Origin of the sequence: Bradyrhizobium sp. R2.2-H (genome assembly GCF_004346455.1) — a bacterium.
GTDB classification, from domain to species: Bacteria; Pseudomonadota; Alphaproteobacteria; order Rhizobiales; family Xanthobacteraceae; genus Bradyrhizobium; species Bradyrhizobium diversitatis.
Window position 1 is genome coordinate 295,761 of sequence record NZ_SMBR01000008.1, and the last position, 14,781, is coordinate 310,541.

Genomic DNA, 14,781 nt, shown 5'->3' on the forward strand with positions numbered 1-14,781 from the left:
CTCAGTCTCCGGGGACTGCGTGATAGAACGTGCCGGGGTCGAGCTCGGCCGCAGGGCCAACGAGATCGCGGCCGCCGATCTCGGCCAGCACGCGGTAGAGCACGCGTGCGTCCTTTTCCTCGTCGTCGATGCTCCGGCGCGGAATGCCGTCGCGGTAGCGGTCGCGGTAGGACTTGAGCACGGCCGGATCGCTGGTGCCGGTGAGCGGCGCGACCTTGTCCCAGGCCGCATCCGAGGTCGCCAGCAGCTCTTTGGCCTTGCGGGTCATCGCGATGAAGCGCGCCACGGCGTCGCGATGGCTCGCGGCCCAGCTCTCGTCGAAGACATAGCCGACGGCGGAGACAGCACCCTTGGCGCCGAGCTTCGGCAGGATATCCTCGATACCCGCGAGGCGCCGAAAACCCTTGGCTTCGAGCTGGGCGCAGAAATTCCAGAAATTGAGGCTCGCATCCATCTCGCCGTCGAGCGCCTTCGCGGCGATCAGGGGCGGCGCGCCATAGACGATGGTTGCCTCGGACTTCAGGTCGATCCCGTCCTGTTTCATGCGCGCCTGGAGCAGCAGCCAGCTCTTGTCGATCGCCCCGCCGGCGACGGCGAGCTTGCGGCCCTTGAGGTCGGCCAGCGTCTTGATTGGAGAAGCCGCCGGAACCATCACCGCACCCAACGCGCTCGAATAGGGATAGAAAGTGAGCTTGGCGCCCAGCGCACGCTCGCGCGACACCCATAGCCAGTCCGACAGGATGATGTCGGCGCTGCCGGCGCGCATCGCGATCTTGCCGGCCTCGGTGCTCGCGAGCTCCGTGACCTCCAGCGACAGGCCGGCCTCCTTGTCGAGGCCGGCGCTGCGGATCGCGGCCAGCTCCCAGGAGAATGTTCCTGTCTTCTGCACTGCAAGGCGGATCGCATCCGCAGCGCGGCCGGGCGCGGCGAGCGTCAGCGCCAGCGTCATTGCTAGCGCCAATGTTCGACCAAATGCCCTCGTCACACCCAGTGCTCTCATCACCTTGTGAGCCGTTTCCTCTGACGGAATGCTTTTCAGGACAATACGCATAGCATAGCCTTGGTCGCAACCAGCGGGAGGATGCGCATGAATCTGGCGGGACAGCTACGACCGATTGTTGCCGCATTGGTGATGCTGGCTGCGAGCGCGTGCGTGGCACGGGCCGAGGCGGTCAATGACTATCCCACCTCGGCGCGCGCGGAGTATGTCTATGGCTGCATGAAGGCCACCGGCGAGACGCGGGCTGCGATCGAGCAATGTTCCTGCTCGATCGACGTGGTGGCTTCGATCATACCCTACGAGCGCTATGTTACCGCCGAGACCGCGCTCAGCATGTCGCAGGTGCGCGGCAATCTCGGCGTCCAGTTCCGCACCTCGGAGCAGGCGAACTCGGCGGTGAACGATTTGAGGCGCGCGCAGGCGGAAGCAGAGGTGAGGTGTTTCTGACAGTGCATGATGAGCAGCCGTATTCGTCATGCCCGGGCTTGTCCCGGGCATCCACGTTCTTGGATAGGCCCGCAGTTCGTGGATGGCCGGGACAAGCCCGGCCATGACGATCGAGAGACTCACGTCCCCGGCTTCTCCACATCCCACTCGTTGCGGAACACGTGCCCGTCCGTGTCCTTTGCTTCCGCGCGGAAGCGCTTGGCGCCGTTGGACACGTACGTGAAGCGCAGGTTGGGATCCTCCGAGATCGAGATCCCGCCTTCCATCGACAGCACGGGGCTGTCGTCCTGCGTCAGCTTGAGCTGGTTGATGAAGAAAGCGGGAATGTAGAGCTGCGTGACCTGGTCCATCTGCAGCCCGGAATTGTTGGGATGACCGATCATGACCTGCGCCTCGCGGACGCGGCTCGCCGGCGCATCCTCGCGGGCGAACTGGCGATAGCGCATCTGGCCGAGCCGGTTCCTGGCTTCCTCGACGTTCTTGCCCGCCGGTGCCGAGCAGCCGCCGGAGGCTTTCACGTACGTCTTGGACACATAGAGCTGACCGTCGCTGAGCTCGGCGACCGCGTGGACATCGGTGTAGTTATTGACGCGCACGCGTGTCGAGATCTCCGTGACATTGGCGTCGGGCCCGAGTTCAAACTTCGCCGCCATCGGCGCCGGATTGCGGTCGATCACCAGCGTGATCGAACGGATCCGCCGCGCATCGCCGGGCGACAGCTTGCTGCGCAAGGTCACCGGCACGATCGCCGCATCCTCGGCGCGGTAGGGCATCTCGATGCCGATGACGGCGCTGCCGTCATTCATCGGACGGCTCTTGAAGATGTCCTGCACCAGGCCGGGCCAGGGATCATAGGCCTCTTCCGCCTGTGTCGGCGTCGCGAAAGCGAGGCCGAGCAGGAGGGCGGTGAGGGCCAGCCGGCGTGTGCATCCCGTCATGGTCATGATCCCGCGCGGACGAAACAGTCGTCAGGTGCAGCCTAGCGCGCCCGCTACTCCCATTCAATTTCAGAGAATGCTGCAGTTGCGTTGCGAGCGTTGTAGTCGTCGAACAGCTGCCAATGCGGCCGTTCCGACGCTGCCGCCTTGTCTGCGGCGGCTCGGATCGGCTCGCCGTTCTTGTTCAGTGTGCGGACGTCGGACAGCAGCGTTGATAGGTAGCGCCGTTCGTCGATCAGCGCGGCGGGCCAGTCGCTCACGGGGCCGTGACCGGGAACGACGCGGAGCGCCGGGATGGTCTCGAGCCGCTTCAAGGTGTCGAGCCAGCCGCGGATGCTGCCGTCCATGACCGGGATGTGGCGGAGAAAGACCAGGTCGCCAGCGAACAGGGTCCTGGTCGTCTCGTCGTACACGATCAAGTCGCTGTCGCTGTGTCCGGCCGGCCAGGCACGCAAGCTCAGGCGGCGCGAACCGAGATCGAGCGTCATCGTATCGGTCACGAGCAGGGTCGGGGCAATGATCTTGACGGGATCGATCAGCTCGCTGCCCATGATGCGGCGGAAATTGTCGAGATAGAACGGCCCGCGCGTCGCGAGCGCCTGCGGCAGCTTGCTGTGCCCGACGAAGCTCGCGCCCTCCGCAACAAAAACGGCGTTGCCGAAGACATGGTCGGGATGGCCGTGAGTGTTGATGACATAGCGGATCGGCTTGGGCGTGCGGGCCCGCACGGCGGCCAGCAGTGCCTCGCCTTCGCGAAGGCTGCCGCCGGTGTCGATCACGGCCACGGCCTCATCGCCGACGATGAAGCCGACATTGGCAATGTCGCCTTCGTTCTCGCGGGTCATCAGGGCGATGGTCCCGGAGTGCACGAAGATTCCCGGTGCGACTTCGCTCACAGGCAATTCGGCTGCGCAGGCGCGTGCTAGCGTCGCTTCGAGCAGGAACCAGGCTGCGATCATCAGAGCGATGCGAGACACTTTTTTCTGCCTCAGTTCAAGGGATTCGTCTCGTTGCACTGCAACAAGTTGGGCCAGCGCAAAGTTGGCACAGGTGGCGCGTCATGCGTTGCATGGATAACATCCAACCAAAACGAGGAGGAAGCGCGATGACGGAGGCCGGACGACATCGTCGCTGGTTGTTTTCACTGTGGGTCGTGGTCGCATCCTGTGCGTTCGGCGATGCCGCCGTCGCGCAGACCAGCGAGACCGGCGATCTCTCATTCGAATTGGTCGATCCCAAGGTGCTGCGCGTCTGCGCCGATCCGCGCAATCTGCCGTTCTCCAACGAGAAGGGCGAGGGGTTCGAGAACAAGCTCGCCGAGTTTCTTGCGGACAAGCTCCAGAAGAAGCTCGACTACGTGTTCTTTCCGCAGGCCACCGGTTTCGTGCGGATGACGCTGGGCGCGCATCGCTGCGACGTCATCATGGGTTTCCCGCAAGGCGACGACCTCGTGCAGGGTACCAATCCCTACTACCGCACGAGCTATGCACTGGTCTCGAAGGCCGGCAGCGGGCTCGAGGACGTTGACACGCTCGAGGACCCCAAGTTGAAGGGCAAGCATGTCGGCATCGTCGCCGGCACACCGCCGGCGACCAACATGGCGCTGGCCGGCCTGATGGGCGATGCAAAGCCCTATCCGCTGATGATCGACACGCGCTTCGACAATTCGGCACAGGCCATGATCAATGACCTCTCCGCCGGAAAGATCGACGCCGGCGTGTTGTGGGGGCCGATGGCCGGCTACCATGCGAAGAAGGCCGGCTCTTCGCTCCATGTCACGCCGCTGGTGAAGGAAACCACCGGGCCGAAGCTGGTCTATCGCATCGGCATGGGCGTGCGCCCCGCCGACCAGAACTGGAAGCGGCAGCTCAACAAGCTGATCCAGGAGAACCAGGGCGAGATCAACAAGATCCTGCTCGATTTCGGCGTGCCGCTGCTGGACGAGAGCGACCGGCCGCTCGGCGCGGAGGCGGCCAAGAAGACGCCATGAGACGGCCGCTTGCCGCTGCGATTGTCGTTGCTCTGCTCGTGGCACCGGCGTCGGCGCAGCAGCAGGAGCCGTTCGAGCCCGAGGGCTATCGCACCGACAATTATCGCGCGCCGGTGCCGGCGACGCTTGCCGGCGCGCGCGTGCTGACGACCGAAGAGGCGGAAGCGATATGGCGCGCAAACAGCGGCGCGTTCGTCGACGTGATGCCGCGCCCGCCGAAGCCGAACAACCTTCCCGAGGGCACGGTGTGGCGCGATGCGCCGCGCCGGAACATTCCGGGCAGCATCTGGCTGCCTGACACCGGCTACGGCACTCTGCCGCCGGCCATGGATGACTATCTCCAGCGCGGCCTCGCGCGCGCCTCGCGCGGCAACAAGGCCGCATTGCTCGTGATCTATTGCCTCGCCGATTGCTGGATGTCCTGGAACGCCGCCAAGCGTGCGCTGGCTTACGGCTATTCCAACATCGTGTGGTACCCCGACGGCACCGACGGCTGGGAGCGCGCGAAGCTTCCGACCGATGAGGCGCGGCCGGAGCCGCGGCCCGAGCAGCATTGATCAGCGAGGATGCGCTCCCTCTCTCCGCAAGCGGAGAGAGGTCAAGCGCAGTGCTCTATTTCTGCTTCTGCAGCTTCGTCAGCGTGCCGGTGCCGTTCGTCTCGGTGGCCGTATAGTTCACCCTGTCGCCGGCATGAACGGCATCCAGCATCGCGGCATCCTTGGTCTTGTACTCCTGGAGCGCGCCGGCGCTGCCAGCGCTGGCGCCGACCGTACCCTTCTGCGTCTGCTGGATCGCGATCGTGCCGTTGAGACGGTCGATTCGCGTGATCGTTCCGGTCATGTCTTCGGCAAAAGCGCTGGGTGCGAGCAAGCTAAGGGCCGCGGCGCCCGCGAAGATGAATCTTGTGGTTCCCATCGAGGCCTCCCGACGTATGGGGTTCACTTCGACAAGGCATCCTGGATCGATTTGGTTCCGGCGGATAGCTCGGCAAAGGGTTAATGATTGCGGAACTTTCGCGAAAGCCGTCAGCGAGGCTGCCGCTATTCCATTTCCTGCTGGATCACGCGGCCGAGCGCGAACAGGCGCTGGTCGATCGTGGTTGGAACCTCACAGACGAACCGCACCACCTTGGTGCGGTCCTCGAAGATACGGGTCTTCCAGATCAGCTCGTTGCTGAGCGCCTCCACCTTGGCCTCGTCGCGGGGTGTCGCGCCTTGCAGGGTGTGGAGTTGGAGCGTTTCCTCGCGAATCTTGTCGGCGGCCTCGCGCTGCTTCCGGCTGACGCGTTCGAGCCCGTTCATGACCTGCGAGCGCTGAGCATTGAGCGTGTCGAACAGGCCGGCAAACAGCAGCTTCGCATTCGTCGCCTTGTCGGGACCGGAGGCGGCCAGGAACTCCTTCACCGATGTCTCGGCCTCGTCCAGCGGCGTCTTGCGCGCCGCCAATTTTGCGACCAGCGCGCTGACCCTGGCGTCGTCCTTCCATCTGTTCTGGACGTCGTCGAGCGGCGGACCGGCCCACACGGCGGCCAGCGAGATCTCCGGCACCTTGGCCTGGGTACAGGGCCAGTCCGGATAGCGCGGATCGGCCGCGCGCGCGGTCGTGCCGGACAGCGCGATCACCAGGGCAGCCAGGAGCCAAACCTTCATCCTTCGCCTCCCGCAGGCCCGCGTCGCGCCAGCCCGCGCGAGGGATCATAGGCCAAAATCGCTCCGACCATGAAGACGATTGTGCAGCTTGCAACCACTGCCAGCGAGATCCAGTTGATCTGCCCGTACAGCGCGAAGCGGATCAGCTCGACCGCATGGGTGAACGGATTGGCCTCGCAGAGATAGTACAGATAAGGGCTGCCCTCCTGCACCCGCCAGAGCGGGTAGAGCGCGGAGGAGGCGAAGAACATCGGGAAGATCACGAAGTTCATCACGCCGGCGAAATTTTCCAGCTGCTTGATGCCCGAGGAGATCAGCATGCCGAGCGAGCCCAGCATCAGCCCGGACAGGATCAGCGCCGGCAGCACGGTGAGGTAGCCCTGGGGCGGCGGGGTGATGTCCCAGAGCCAGGCGATCAGCAGGAATGCGTAGACCTGGAGCAGCGACACAGCGGTGCCTGCGAGCAGCTTGCAGAACAACAGGAATCCGCGCGGCAGCGGGCTCACCAGGAGCGTGCGCATGTTGCCCATTTCGCGGTCATAGACCATCGAGAGCGACGACTGCATGCCGTTGAAGAGCTGGATCATCGCCATCAGCCCAGGTGCGATATAGACCTCGTAGAGGATGTAGGTCTCGTAGGGCGGGATGATGGAGATGCCGAGCACCTGGCGGAAGCCGGCGGCAAAGATGAACAGCCACACCAGCGGGCGCACCAGCGCCGAGACGAAGCGCTCGCGCTGATGCAGGAAGCGCAGCCCCTCGCGCCAGACGATGCCGGTGAGGCAGGTCAGGTACTCCTGGGCCGAAAAGCCGCGCGGGGTCTCGCGCGTGGTGATGCTGCTCATGCGCCGCCTCCCGGCATCACTTGCGCGCCGGTCAGGCGCATGAAGGCGGTGTTGACGTCCTGCGCGCCGGCCTCCGCGATGACGCGGCTCATCGGCCCCTTCGCCAGCACCTTGCCCTGGTGCAGCACCACGAGATCGTCACCGGCATTGATCTCGTCGAACAGGTGCGTGGCCCAGAGCACCCCGATGCCCTGATCGGTCACGAGCTGGCGGACATGGCTGATGATGTCGGCGCGCGCCTTGACGTCCAGGCCGACCGTAGGCTCGTCCAGCAACAGCAGCCGCGGCCGGTGCAGCAGCGCCCGCGCAATCTCCAGCCGCCGCATCTGGCCGCCCGAGAGATCGCGGACCTTGCTGCCGGCGCGCTCTTCGAGCCCGATGCGGCCGAGCAGTTCGGCGCTGCGCGCGGCGGCCTCACGGCGGCTGATGCCGTGCAGCGCGGCGTGATAGAGCAGGTTCTGCGTCAGCGACAAATCGAGATCGAGCGTACGCGGCTGGAACACGACCCCTAACAGCCGCAGCGCCTCGCCGGGGCTCCTGCTGATGTCATGACCGAAGATGGCGACACGGCCGGACTGGATGCCGAACAGGCGCGTGACGAGCGAGAACAGCGTGCTCTTGCCGGCACCGTTCAGCCCAAGCAGTGCAGTGAAGCTCGCGGGTTGGACATTGAAGGAGACGTCCATCAGCGCGCGGCGCGGCCCATAGGCGTGGCTGACGCCCTCGATCGCCAGCGCCGGCACCGCGGCGGGATCGGGCCCTGGTGCGGCGTCGTGTGGTTCGGCGATCGGGGCAGGGCTGGTCATGGCGCGATCGTGACGCCCCAGGGCAGTTCGCCCACCTGAATGGTCTTGATCACCTTTTGCGCGGCGACGTCGATGACCGAGACGTCGTTCGACACGCCGTTGGTGGTGAGCAGGTACTTTTCGTCCGGCGTGAACGCCACGTGCCAGACCCGCTGCCCGACCAGCAGGTATTTCGTCACCTTGCGCGTGGCGACGTCGACCACGGCGATGCGATTGGCGGGGCCGAGCGCGATGAAGGCGGTCTTGTCGTCCTTGGTCATGCCGATGCCGACGGGCTGGATCGCCTCTTTCCGCAGGCCCGGGATCTCGAAAGTGACCTTGCCGATCACCTCGTGCTTCCTGGGATCGATGATCGACACGGTCCCGCCGATCTCCGAGGATACCCACACTTCCGAACTGTCATGCTTGAACTCGGCGAAGCGCGGGCGGGCGTCGACCAGCACGTTGGCGACGATCTGACGCGAGGCGGTGTCGATGAAATGCGCCATGTTGGTCGTCTCGGACGTGTTGATCAGCGTCTTGCCGTCGGGGCTGATGGTCATGCCCTCGGGCTCGACGCCGACCTGAATGTCGCCGAGGCGTGCGCGCTTCTCGAGATCGATCACGGTCACCGTGTTGTCGTTCTCGTTGGCGACATAGAGGATCTTGCCGGCGGCATCCTGTGCGAACAGCTCGGGGTCAGGTCCGGAGGGCAGGCTGTCGACCACGGTTTGCGTCTTGGCATCGATCACCTGGATGGTGTCGTCGTCGCCGACCGCGACCAGCACGAACTTGCCGTCGCGCGTGAAATCGATGCCGCGCGGGCGCTGGCCGACCTTGATGGTCTTGGTCACGGTCCAGCTGTCGGTGTCGATGACGGACACCGTGTTGCTCTTTTCGTTCGAGACATAGGCGATGAACGCGTGTGCGGGCGCTGCGGCGGTCGCCAGAACCATCAGCAACGCTGCCCTTAGCAGGTGCGATCTCCGTCCGCGAGCGGTCCTTACCTCCCCCGCACGCGGGAGAGGGAGCGCACCATCTCTGCGGAGGCTCCGTCGCATCACTTCGCTCACTTCAGCTTGCATTTGCTCTCCGGACGATCGTAGCCGAGCGTGTCGAGCTCGGAGACTTGGTGCAGGAATCCCTCTTGCGGCGACACCGACACCACCATGCGGCCGTCGACCAGTAGGATCGGCTGGCGCAGCTGCAAGTTCCAGTCGCGCAAGGTGAGCCGCGTGCCCTTGAACGCGGCGACCGAGAAATCCGGAGCCTTGATGAAATCGGTCACCTTCCTGACGTCGCCGGAATTGGTGCGCGAGGTGGCTTCGCCGATCATGCGCACCGCGGTCCAGGCCTGCATGTCGAGCGCGGTCATGCGCCGCGAATTCAGCTTGAAGAAGCGGTTCTGCATCTGGATCGCGCCCCACTGGTCCTGCGCGGCGTCCCAGCTGCGCGGCACCAGCCCGGCCGAGCCCGCGACGGGCCGCGGATCCCAGGTGCGATAGGGCAAATAGGCGCCGAACACCTCGCTCTCGTCGGCGGCGACCAGCACGTCATAGGCCGGCGCCTGCTGAGTGAAGACAGGCATCTGGCGCTGTATCAGTGTCACGCCGCTATCGGTACGGCGTGCACCGCCCTTGTCTTCGAAGGTGCGCTCCTGCACGATCTTGGCGCCGAACCGCGTGGCGGTGCGCCGGAGCGCATCGGCGAACAGCTTGTCCTCGTCATGGGAGCCGACCACGAGCAGCCAACGCTTCCACTGCTTCCACACCAGGTATTGCCCGAGCGCGTCGGCGAGCATTGCCCGGGTCGGGGCGGTATGGATGACGTTGGCGCGGCAATCGGCCTCGCGCAGCCGTTCGTCGATGGCGCCGACGTTGAACAGCAGCGTGCCGCGGTCGCGTAAGGCGTCCGAGACCTTTAGCAGCGCATCGGCCGGCAGGTCGGCGACGATGAAGCCGTTCTTCTCGGCGAGCGCGGACGCCGCCTGCACAACGTCCTCGCCTTCCTTGATGCGGCGCTCCTCCAGCGTAAAGCGCTGGTTGAGGAATTTCCCGGTGGTGTTGTTGTCTTCGATGGCGAGGCGGGCGCCGGCAACGCCGTCATTCTCGGCCGGCTGCTCTACCAGCGACAGCGTCGATCTGGTGCCGGCGATGCCGAGATAGCCGACGCCGATCGTGACGGGGTCGGCCGCGAGCGCACTCGTCGCGGCAAGACTCCAGCCGATCAGGCCGACCAACCATCGGATCATGTTTCCTCCAGGTGTTCTCCCCGGCTTGACCGCCGGTGGAGAATTGTTTCTGCTTCAAGCATGACCGATTTGGCTCGCCTTGCAACCCCGCATTTCGTCCTCGCGCGCGCGAGACCGGGAATCACGATTATGCGAGCACTGATTTGTTTCTCGGCCTTGCTGTTGACGGGCTCGGTCGCGCTCGCAGATCCGCCCAAACTCGCGGTGTTCGATTTCGAGCTGATCGACACCAGCCTGCCCGGCGAGTTCTATGGCTCGAAGCCCGAGCAGGCGCGGCTCGAGCGCATCAGCGAGCAGCTGCGCAAGGAACTCGCAGATTCAGGCAAGTTCCAGATGCTCGACATCGCGCCGGTTCGGGATGCCGCCCGTCACGCGAACTTACAGGCCTGCGGCGGCTGCGACCTCAAGCTCGCCGGACAGCTCGGCGCCGACCTGGAGATCACCGGCCTAGTGCAGAAGGTCTCGAACCTGATCATCAATCTCAACATCTATTTGCGCGACGTGAAGACCGGCAACATGATCACCGTCGCCAGCGCCGACATGCGCGGCAACACCGACGAATCCTGGTCGCGCACGATGAGCTATCTGGTCCGCAACCGCCTGCTGGCGCCGAATTACGGCAAGCCGGAGTAGGGGTTTCTTCTCCCTCTCCCCGCAAGCGGGGCGAGGGAGAAGAGAGATCACGCCGTCAATCTCGCCGCATGCCAGTGCAGATGATCGCTCATGAACGTCGAGATGAAGTAATAGCTGTGGTCGTAGCCCACCTGCCGGCGCAGCGTCAGCGGGATATTGGTCCTGGTGCAGGCCTCCTGGAGCAGCTCCGGCTTGAGCTGCTCCTTCAAGAAATTGTCGGCATCGCCATAGTCGACCAGGAAGCCCGAGAATTTCGCACCGTCCTCGATCAGCGCCACCGTGTCGTGGTTGCGCCAGGTATCCCTGTTCGGACCGAGATAGCCGGTCAGGGCCTTGATGCCCCAGGGCACCTGCGAAGGCGCCACGATCGGCGCGAAAGCGCTTGCCGCGCGAAACCGGTGCGGGTTGCGCAGCGCAACCGTCAGCGCACCATGGCCGCCCATCGAGTGACCCATCACAGATTGCCGCTTGACGTCGACCGGAAAGTTTTCCGCGATCAGCTTGGGCAACTCGTCGGTGACATAACTCCACATCCGATAGTTGCGCGCGAACGGCTCTTGCGTCGCATCGACATAGAAGCCGGCCCCTAAGCCGAAATCATAGGCGTTGTTGACATCACCCGGCACATCCGGCCCGCGCGGTGAGGTATCCGGCGCGACGAAGATCAGGCCGAGCTCGGCGCAGGCTTTGCGGAATTCGCCCTTCTCCGTGACATTGGCATGTGTGCAGGTGAGCCCGGAGAGGTACCAGACCACGGGCAGTTTGGCGTCGCTCGCGTGCGGTGGAACGTAGACCGAGAACAGCATGTCGGTTCCGGTCGCCTGGCTTGCATGGCGGTAGACACCTTGCGCACCGCCATAGGATTTATTGGTCGAGACGGTCTGGATCGTCATGCCTGAAACTCCGTGGCATCTCACCACCTCAACATTGCAACGCTGGTGTGACCGAAATTTGTGGCGCCGTCAGGCGACGCCGCTGTCGATCGCCAGCCGCACCAGCTCGACGGAGGTTTTCACCCCGAGCTTCTGGCGCATGATCGACGAGGTATTGGCCACCGTCTTGTAGGACGATTGCACCAGCCAGGCAATCTCGGACAGGCTCTTGCCGGCGCTGAGCAGCCGCAGGATCTCCATCTCGCGCGCATTCAGCTTCGACAGCGGGCTTTGCGCCAGAGTCGGCCCCGCAAAGGCGATGCTGCGCGCGATCGCGGTCGGAAGGTACGTGCCGCCGCCGCCGACGGCGCGGATCGCCTCGACCAGATCGTCGGGATCGCCGGTCTTGGAGACATAGCCCTTGGCGCCGCACTCGATCGCCCGCGCGGCGAACGCGGGATCGTCGTTCATGCTGAACATGATGATGCGGGCCTCGGGCGCGCGCTCGAGGATGCGGCGCGCGAGCTCGAATCCGGAGACGGTCGGCAGGTTGATGTCGATGATGCAGAGCTCGGGGCGTTCGACGATGAAGACGCACTCGCCGTCTTCGGCGTCGGCGGCCTCCAAAATCTCGATCTCGCCCTCGTCGGCCAGCACGGCACGGCAGCCGGAGGCGACAATGGGGTGATCGTCGACGATCAGAATGCGCATAGGCGTTCCCCGCGACAGCGCGTTTCCCGTGTTGGAATTTGCCTGTTTTGCGCTGCACGCTGCCGGCATGAGGAGCTGCGTGTCTCATGTGGCCTCATGCAACCCGGCTGGGATTGCTGTACGCTTCCGATTAGATATCCGGCGCTTCGCCTCTGTCAACGTCATCGGACAGGCGCGGGCATCCTTCGCGAGGCACAGGCGATACCAATGTGGCAGAATTTATCCTTGCGCGGGCGCATCAACCTCTTGCTGGCGCTGCTGCTGGCGCTCGGGCTCGCCGTCAATATCGGCCGGCAGGTCGCGGAGGCCGGGCCGCGCGTGCAGGCCGAGGACCAGAGCGTGATCCGCCTTGCCCGAGAGTTCATCGAGATGATCGTGTCGGATCTCAACGAGGCCCCCGATCCGGATGCCAGGCTCAACCAGATCACGCGCGATCTCAGCCGCCTGCGCCACGTCAGCATCACGCTTCGGGACGCCGGCGGCCATCCGCTGACGCCCCCCCGGCTTGACGCCGACGCCGACACGCGCGCGCCGCCGGCCTGGTTCGTCGCCCTGGTTCATCCCGAGCAGACCGCAGTCAGCGTGCCGGTCTCGATCCGCGGCAAGCCCGCCTCGCTTGTGATCACCTCGCATCCCGACGACGAGATCGCCGAGATCTGGGACGGGATCGTGACCCAGCTCGAGGTCGGCTCGGTGATCGCGCTCGCGCTGTTCTTCCTGATGATGAACGTGGTCGGCCGGGCGCTGGCACCGCTCCAGTCTCTGGCGGAGGCAATGGGGAAGCTCGAGGGCGGACATTACGATGCCCGTGTCGCGCCGGGCGGCGCGCCGGAGCTCGCCGCGATCTGCACCAAGCTCAACCACCTTGCTGCGACGCTTGGTGAGGCGGTCGAGGACAAGCGGCGTCTTGCCGAACGCGCGGTGTCCCTTCAGGATATGGAACGCAAGGAGATCGCGCGCGAGCTCCATGACGAGTTCGGGCCTTACCTGTTCTCGCTGCGCGCGCATGCGAGCGCGCTGGCGAAGCTGGCGGACGGACGCGACCCGAGTGCGGATGCCGTGCGAAAACATGGCAGCGCCATGCTGGAGCAGATCAATGCACTCCAGCAATTCAACCGCCGCGTGCTGGAGCGCCTTCGGCCCGTGGGTCTTGCCGAGCTCGGCTTGCGCAAGGCGCTCGAATCCCTGTCGCGGCTATGGCGGCAGTCGCATCCCGACGTCGCGATCGAGACCGTGATCTCGCCGGCGCTGGGCGCAACCGGCGAGACGGCCGATCTCACCATCTATCGTATCGTGCAGGAGGCGCTCACCAATGTATTCCGTCACGCCGGTGCGACCACGGTCAATGTCGTCATCGAGCCGGTGGAGCAGATGGCTCACGACGGCCGCGGCTGTGCCCGGGTGCGGGTCAGCGACAACGGCCGCGGCATGGAGCCGGGGCAGAAGCTCGGCTTCGGCCTCGTCGGCATGCGCGAGCGGATCCTGGCGCTGGGAGGCACGCTCAACGTCGTCTCCGGCGATGCCGGGCTGACCGTGGAGGCCTTGATTCCGACTGCCTCGTCCTGATCTGAATGTGACGTCGACGACCTCCGGGAGAGCTCGAAATGCCGAAATTTGGCCGATGGATGGTTTCAATTCTAGCTGTCGGGATGGTGTCGGGATCTGCGCTGGCGGCTTCTCGCGGTGATCCGGTCAAGAAGTTCGATACCGACAACGACGGGACGCTGGACCATATCGAGGTCAGGAAGGCGGCGACGGCGCTTTTCGCCAGGCTCGACCCGGATCACGACGGCACGCTGGACGTGCGGGAGTTGCGGGGCAGATTATCCGCCAAAGAGATAGCGGCAGCAGATCCCGACCACGATGGAACGCTCTCGGTGAATGAATATCTCGCCGTCGTCTCGCGGCGCTTCGACGCAGCCGATCCCGATCACGACGGGACGCTGGATGGGAGAGAATTGAAGACGTCTGCCGGGCGCGCGCTGCTTCAGCTCCTGCAATAGATCGGGTGGTCGCGCGTCAGTTCGAGCTGTCTTCTCCGCCGGCAAGATCGCGCGCCCGGCGGAGCAGGTCGCTCGTGCGGCGGATGCCGAGCTTGGTCCTCGCCTGCTTGATCAGTCGGGCGACGGCCCGGGGCGTGATGACCAGCTCTTCGGCGATCGCAGAATATGAATTTCCCTGGCCAAGCAGGCTGAGCGCCTCTCGTTCTCTGCGCGTCAGTATGGCGACGTTGCCGGAGTCGACGTGATCGGGCAGGGGCACGCCGCGCAAATTGATCCGCTCGTCGACATAGCGATGGCCGAGCCTGACCTGACGCACAGCCTTTGGCAGTTCGTCCGGCGGAGAGTCCTTCAGCAAATATCCGATGGCTCCCGCCTTGATCGCGGACGCGACGATATTCGCGTCCGCATGCATGCTGAAAACCAGGATGCGCGCGAGCGGCGCATCCGAGGAGATGCGGTGCAGCAGGTCGACACCGCCGAGTGCTTCTCCCGGAAAGGTCAAATCGAGGATGACGACCCCAGGGCGGTGCTCCAGAAATGCTTCATAGCCGCTCGGCACATCGCGCGCAGCGACCACGTCCTCGACGTCCCCCAGCACGATGCGACAGGCTTCGGCAATGATGGGATGGTCATCGACGACGAGTATGGGACTCAATG

The 14,781-nt window shown here is 64.8% G+C and carries 18 protein-coding genes; 6 read left to right on the forward strand and 12 right to left on the reverse strand.

What is annotated here, in order from left to right; translation table 11 throughout:
• Position 1 precedes the first annotated feature (1 nt).
• Positions 2-949, reverse strand: a complete 948-nt coding sequence (locus EDE08_RS22190; RefSeq protein ID WP_165936093.1) for an ABC transporter substrate-binding protein — start codon at positions 947-949, stop codon at positions 2-4.
• A 138-nt stretch (positions 950-1,087) separates the two neighbouring features.
• Here EDE08_RS22190 and EDE08_RS22195 point away from each other — a divergent pair, with 138 nt between their 5' ends.
• Positions 1,088-1,447 carry a hypothetical protein gene (locus EDE08_RS22195; protein WP_131870923.1) on the forward strand — a complete coding sequence of 120 codons (360 nt, stop codon included), beginning with the start codon at positions 1,088-1,090 and terminating at the stop codon, positions 1,445-1,447.
• Positions 1,448-1,566: 119 nt separating this feature from the next.
• Here EDE08_RS22195 and EDE08_RS22200 read toward each other — a convergent pair whose 3' ends face one another.
• A complete protein-coding gene (locus EDE08_RS22200) occupies positions 1,567-2,385 on the reverse strand; it encodes a quinoprotein dehydrogenase-associated SoxYZ-like carrier (protein WP_165936094.1) in 819 nt (272 codons plus the stop codon).
• A 53-nt stretch (positions 2,386-2,438) separates the two neighbouring features.
• Positions 2,439-3,362: a quinoprotein relay system zinc metallohydrolase 2 gene (locus EDE08_RS22205; protein ID WP_131870925.1), complete on the reverse strand. Its 924-nt coding sequence runs from the start codon at positions 3,360-3,362 to the stop codon at positions 2,439-2,441.
• 128 nt (positions 3,363-3,490) lie between these two features.
• Here EDE08_RS22205 and EDE08_RS22210 point away from each other — a divergent pair, with 128 nt between their 5' ends.
• Together EDE08_RS22210 and EDE08_RS22215 are read left to right on the forward strand one after the other, a co-directional pair.
• Positions 3,491-4,375 carry a substrate-binding domain-containing protein gene (locus EDE08_RS22210; protein ID WP_165936095.1) on the forward strand — a complete coding sequence of 295 codons (885 nt, stop codon included), beginning with the start codon at positions 3,491-3,493 and terminating at the stop codon, positions 4,373-4,375.
• Entirely contained in the window at positions 4,372-4,932 is a 561-nt protein-coding gene (locus EDE08_RS22215) for a PQQ-dependent catabolism-associated CXXCW motif protein (protein ID WP_131870926.1), read from the forward strand. Before EDE08_RS22210 ends, EDE08_RS22215 begins: the two co-directional genes overlap by 4 nt.
• A gap of 55 nt (positions 4,933-4,987) precedes the next feature.
• Here EDE08_RS22215 and EDE08_RS22220 read toward each other — a convergent pair whose 3' ends face one another.
• The 6 genes from EDE08_RS22220 to EDE08_RS22245 all read right to left on the reverse strand — a co-directional run bounded on the left by EDE08_RS22220 (position 4,988) and on the right by EDE08_RS22245 (position 9,905).
• Positions 4,988-5,290, reverse strand: a complete 303-nt coding sequence (locus tag EDE08_RS22220; RefSeq protein WP_131870927.1) for a copper-binding protein — start codon at positions 5,288-5,290, stop codon at positions 4,988-4,990.
• Positions 5,291-5,415: 125 nt separating this feature from the next.
• The gene (locus tag EDE08_RS22225; RefSeq protein ID WP_131870928.1) at positions 5,416-6,024 is read right to left on the reverse strand and encodes a hypothetical protein; all 609 of its coding nucleotides are present in this window, start codon (positions 6,022-6,024) and stop codon (positions 5,416-5,418) included.
• Positions 6,021-6,869, reverse strand: a complete 849-nt coding sequence (locus tag EDE08_RS22230; protein WP_131870929.1) for a lanthanide ABC transporter permease protein PedC — start codon at positions 6,867-6,869, stop codon at positions 6,021-6,023. Before EDE08_RS22230 ends, EDE08_RS22225 begins: the two co-directional genes overlap by 4 nt.
• A complete protein-coding gene (locus tag EDE08_RS22235; protein WP_131870930.1) occupies positions 6,866-7,675 on the reverse strand; it encodes a lanthanide ABC transporter ATP-binding protein PedB/LutE in 810 nt (269 codons plus the stop codon). The genes EDE08_RS22230 and EDE08_RS22235 overlap by 4 nt, the downstream gene beginning before the upstream one ends.
• Entirely contained in the window at positions 7,672-8,610 is a 939-nt protein-coding gene (locus tag EDE08_RS22240) for a YVTN family beta-propeller repeat protein (protein ID WP_131870931.1), read from the reverse strand. Before EDE08_RS22240 ends, EDE08_RS22235 begins: the two co-directional genes overlap by 4 nt.
• A gap of 113 nt (positions 8,611-8,723) precedes the next feature.
• A complete protein-coding gene (locus tag EDE08_RS22245; protein WP_131870932.1) occupies positions 8,724-9,905 on the reverse strand; it encodes a lanthanide ABC transporter ABC transporter substrate-binding protein PedA1 in 1,182 nt (393 codons plus the stop codon).
• Between the two features lie 60 nt (positions 9,906-9,965).
• Between EDE08_RS22245 and EDE08_RS22250 the strand changes: the two genes are divergently transcribed.
• The gene (locus EDE08_RS22250) at positions 9,966-10,538 is read left to right on the forward strand and encodes a DUF3280 domain-containing protein (protein WP_131870933.1); all 573 of its coding nucleotides are present in this window, start codon (positions 9,966-9,968) and stop codon (positions 10,536-10,538) included.
• A gap of 47 nt (positions 10,539-10,585) precedes the next feature.
• Here EDE08_RS22250 and fghA read toward each other — a convergent pair whose 3' ends face one another.
• Positions 10,586-11,431 carry an S-formylglutathione hydrolase gene (gene fghA, locus EDE08_RS22255; protein WP_131870934.1) on the reverse strand — a complete coding sequence of 282 codons (846 nt, stop codon included), beginning with the start codon at positions 11,429-11,431 and terminating at the stop codon, positions 10,586-10,588.
• A 69-nt stretch (positions 11,432-11,500) separates the two neighbouring features.
• Positions 11,501-12,121, reverse strand: a complete 621-nt coding sequence (locus EDE08_RS22260) for a response regulator (RefSeq protein WP_028180673.1) — start codon at positions 12,119-12,121, stop codon at positions 11,501-11,503.
• 207 nt (positions 12,122-12,328) lie between these two features.
• Here EDE08_RS22260 and EDE08_RS22265 point away from each other — a divergent pair, with 207 nt between their 5' ends.
• Positions 12,329-13,687 carry a histidine kinase gene (locus EDE08_RS22265; RefSeq protein ID WP_131870935.1) on the forward strand — a complete coding sequence of 453 codons (1,359 nt, stop codon included), beginning with the start codon at positions 12,329-12,331 and terminating at the stop codon, positions 13,685-13,687.
• Positions 13,688-13,725: 38 nt separating this feature from the next.
• Positions 13,726-14,124 carry a lanmodulin LanM gene (gene lanM, locus EDE08_RS22270; protein ID WP_131870936.1) on the forward strand — a complete coding sequence of 133 codons (399 nt, stop codon included), beginning with the start codon at positions 13,726-13,728 and terminating at the stop codon, positions 14,122-14,124.
• 16 nt (positions 14,125-14,140) lie between these two features.
• Here lanM and EDE08_RS22275 read toward each other — a convergent pair whose 3' ends face one another.
• Positions 14,141-14,779: a response regulator transcription factor gene (locus EDE08_RS22275; protein ID WP_245524852.1), complete on the reverse strand. Its 639-nt coding sequence runs from the start codon at positions 14,777-14,779 to the stop codon at positions 14,141-14,143.
• Positions 14,780-14,781: the final 2 nt, after the last annotated feature.